Raw genomic sequence first — 3,606 nt, 5'->3', positions numbered from 1 at the left:
CTTGCTCATGGCTCGCATTCTCTCAAGAGTTGGAGCCTCCGCAAAACCCGGGGCGATTCACGGCGTGTTGCGGCTGGCATCGTAAGGCGTGCCGCGCGCGCCGGTGTTGTAAGCGTCGTCGCGCTGATACAGCTTCTGGTGACGAATGCCCAGCGTCAGGACAGCGCGGTCATCCAGGAACGAAAGCGTATCGCCCAGCGCGTAGCTGGTCGTGCGGACCACGCCCTGCTTGGCGGGGTCGTCCATGTCGTTGCCGCGCAGGGCCGTGCTGCTGATCAGCGGCTGGCCGTAGCTGACCGGGTTGTAGATGTTGGTGGCGAACGAGTTGGAGAAGTCCATCACGTAGGCGTTCTTCTTCTCCAGATCGTAGAAGGCGCCCGTGGCGACCAGTTCGTGCTTGACCGGGCCGGTGGCGATCTTGGCGCGCACGCCCAGTTCGCCGGTATGCACCGAGTCCTCGCGCGCATTGTCGAAACGGTAGAAGCTGCCGTCGCCCGTGGCGCCGTTGGTCACGGTGACGTTGCCCAGCGAGTTGCGTTCCTTGCTCTGCCGCGTGCCGTAGGCCGCCCACGCGGTGACCTTGTCGGTCAGGTCGTATTCGCCACGCAAAGTGCCGAAGACGTCGCGCTCGTTCGAATAGGACCAGGGCTGCGCGTAGTTGGAGCGGGCCTTGGCCGCGTCCGGCACCACCGTCGTACCGCTGAGGGTCACGTTCGGGCGCGTCTGCTTCAGGCGGTTGTCCTGATAGCCCACGTCGGCCGACAGGCGGGCACGCTCGCCGCGCCAATCCAGGCCCAGCGCCAGCACGCTGTTGCGCGAACGCGAATCGTCCACGCTGCCCTCGCCGCCGCGCTGCGCGGCGTTGATGCGGATGCCGAAGCTGTCGTCCGGGCCGAAGCGGCGCGAAATGTCGGCCGCGACCTCGCCCAGGCCGTCGCTGGTGTAGCCGGTGGACAGGCGGGTCAGCGGCTCGTTGCCGGCGCGCTTGGGCACCAGGTTGATCACGCCGCCGATGCCGCCGCCGTTGGGCGACGCGCCGGTGAGGAATGCCGACGCGCCCCGCAGCACGTCGACGCGTTCGAACAGTTGGGTCGAGATGTACTGGCGGGGCAGCAGGCCGTACAGGCCGTTGTACGCGATGTCATCCGAACCGAGGATGAAACCACGGATGAAATACGACTCCTGGAAGTTGCCGAAGCCGCGCGCCACGCGCACGCCCGGATCGTTCTGCAATACGTCGCCCACGCCCTTGGCCTGGCGATCCTGGATCAACTGGTCGGTGTAGCTGGTGATGGAGAACGGGGTTTCCATCAGGCTGCGCGTGCCCAGGATGCCGATCCGGGCGCCGGTGGCGACCTGGCCTCCGGCATGAGCAGGCGCCAGGCCCTCGGCCGATGCGTCGGCGCTGGCCTCGACCTTGACCGCCTCCATGGTGATCGTTCCAGCAGGCTTCGCGTCGGAAGTCTGGGCGTGGACGGCGGGCGCCATGCAGGGCAGCGTGGCGATGAGGTAAGCCAGGGGGCGGAGTTTCATGCGGGATTTCGCGAAAGAAGGGAGAGACGACGGATCAGGCGGGATCATAGCAAAAACAGAATCATTCTCATTAATGTTGTTGTATTTGGTGAAAATGCCGTTGCAGCCAAGCAACGGTGCGGCTGCGACAGGGGTTGAGCGCATTGGGAATGCCACGGACGCATTCAAGCCCCCCGCCGCAATCCCGCGGACAAAGAAAAAGGACCCCGCAGGGTCCTTTTCGATGCCGCCTCCCGGCATGCCGGGAGCGATCCGCGCATTACGCCTCGGCGGTGTCGCTTTCGTCTTCGTCGCCGCGGGCCTGGCGCTCGGTGTTGCGCACGCCGGTGTGGCGGACGTCGGCGCCCTTGACCATGTAGATGACGCGTTCGGCCATGTTCTTGGCGTGGTCGCCGATGCGCTCGAGCGCGCGGGCGATGAAGACCATGTCGATGGCGCGCGAGATGGTGCGCGGATCTTCCATCATGTAAGTGATCAGGTTGCGCAGGGCAGCCTTCCACTCTTTGTCGACTTCCTTGTCGCTGCGCACGACCTTGGCGGCCTGCACGGCATCCAGGCGGGCGAAGGCGTCCAGCGACATGCGCAGCATGTTGCCGACCATGTCGGCCATGTGGCGCAGTTCGACCAGCTGGATCTGCGGACGGTCGATGTCCTGCATGCGGCGCACGGCGGTGGCGATCTTGTCGGCCTCGTCGCCCGAACGCTCCATGTCGGTCAGCATCTTGCTGACGGCCAGCAGGGTGCGCAGGTCGATGGCGGTGGGCTGGTGGCGCGCCAGCAGCAGGCTGATGCGCTCGTCGATCTCGACTTCGTGGCGGTTGACTTCCTTCTCGCGCTCACGGACCTTCTCGACCAGTTGCGGATCTTGCGAGGACAGGGCTTCGATGGCCTCGTAGATCATGGCCTCGACCACGCCGCCCATTTGCAGGAACTGGGAGCGGACGTGCTCCAAATCGGCTTCAAACTGCTTGTTGGTGTGCTCCGTCATCCGGATTCCTTGCGTGGTTATGAGCAGGCGGTGCCTGGAAAAATAGGGCCGCGCGGGCCTGGAAGCCCGTTCGGCCTGCCAGCTTATGACTTGTATATGACAACAATATGAAGCGGCTGCCCGACCTCAGGCCGGCTTGTCCAGGCGGCGGATGCCGCCCTGCGTGGCCAGCAGCGCCACGTCGGCGCCGGCCAGCGCGAACAGGCCGCAGGTGACCACGCCCGCCATGCCGTTGATCTCGGATTCCAGCGCGTACGCGTCGGTGATGGCCAGCCCGGACACGTCCAGGATGACGTTGCCGTTGTCGGTGACGAAGCCTTCGCGCAGGCGCGGCTGGCCGCCCAGGGCCGCCATGCGGCGCGCCACGGCCTCGCGCGCCATCGGGATCACCTCGATGGGCAGCGGGAAAGCGCCCAGGCGCTGCACCAGCTTGGATTCGTCGGCAATGCAGATGAAGCGTTCGGCGACCGAGGCCACGATCTTCTCGCGCGTCAGCGCGCCGCCGCCGCCCTTGATCATGGACAGGTTGGCGTCGATCTCGTCGGCGCCGTCCACATAGATGGGCATGCTGTCGACGTCGTTCAGGTCCAGCACGGTCAGGCCGTGGCCGGCCAGGCGCGCGGCGCTGCGCTCGGAACTGGCCACGGTGGCGCGGATGCGGCCCTTGAAGCGGGCCAGGCCGTCGATGAACAGATCGGCCGTCGAGCCGGTGCCCACGCCGATGACCACGTCGGGCGCCGCCACGGCGTCGACGAATTCCAGGGCCGCGTCGGCCGCCTGCTGTTTGAGTTCCTGTTGCGTAAGCATGATGTGATTTCCGGCGCGCGGGGCGCGCAAGCGAGAAGAAATGAAGGCCACCACGCCGCGCCTGTCGGCCAGGCAACCCCACGCCGGGGGGCTGCGTTGCCCAGGCGTGGCCTGGCGGCGAAATCCGTCCGGCAATGTAGCAGATGCCGGCGGCCGTTTTGGAGCTGTCCGGGCGGTGCGGGTCCAGGCCCGCGCGGGGCCGTGCTCCGCGCCGCCTATCCCAGGCCGGGCCAGGCGCGCGCCAGCGCCTCGCCCGCATCATGCCCGCCGGGCCACTC

General features: G+C 66.8%; 2 protein-coding genes and 1 pseudogene. All 3 read right to left on the bottom strand.

Features of this window, described 5'->3' with window-relative positions:
* Positions 1–60 precede the first annotated feature (60 nt).
* Positions 61–1,533, bottom strand: a pseudogene (locus A7W11_RS07635) (TonB-dependent receptor); the annotation flags it as partial.
* Positions 1,534–1,792: 259 nt separating this feature from the next.
* Positions 1,793–2,521: a phosphate signaling complex protein PhoU gene (gene phoU / locus A7W11_RS07630; RefSeq protein ID WP_066410397.1), complete on the bottom strand. Its 729-nt coding sequence runs from the start codon at positions 2,519–2,521 to the stop codon at positions 1,793–1,795.
* Between the two features lie 126 nt (positions 2,522–2,647).
* On the bottom strand, positions 2,648–3,328 hold the full coding sequence (rpiA, locus tag A7W11_RS07625) for a ribose-5-phosphate isomerase RpiA (RefSeq protein ID WP_066410396.1): 681 nt from the start codon (positions 3,326–3,328) through the stop codon (positions 2,648–2,650).
* Positions 3,329–3,606 lie beyond the last annotated feature (278 nt).

Origin of the sequence: Bordetella ansorpii (genome assembly GCF_900078315.1) — a bacterium.
Taxonomy (GTDB): Bacteria; Pseudomonadota; Gammaproteobacteria; order Burkholderiales; family Burkholderiaceae_B; genus Bordetella; species Bordetella ansorpii.
This window is presented reverse-complemented; position numbering and strand designations above follow the sequence as displayed.

Bases quoted from the DNA above. Each gene is read 5' to 3' on its own strand.
- rpiA (WP_066410396.1), bottom strand. From the start codon at position 3,328: ATGCTTACGCAACAGGAACTCAAACAGCAGGCGGCCGACGCGGCCCTG.
- phoU (WP_066410397.1), bottom strand. From the start codon at position 2,521: ATGACGGAGCACACCAACAAGCAGTTTGAAGCCGATTTGGAGCACGTC.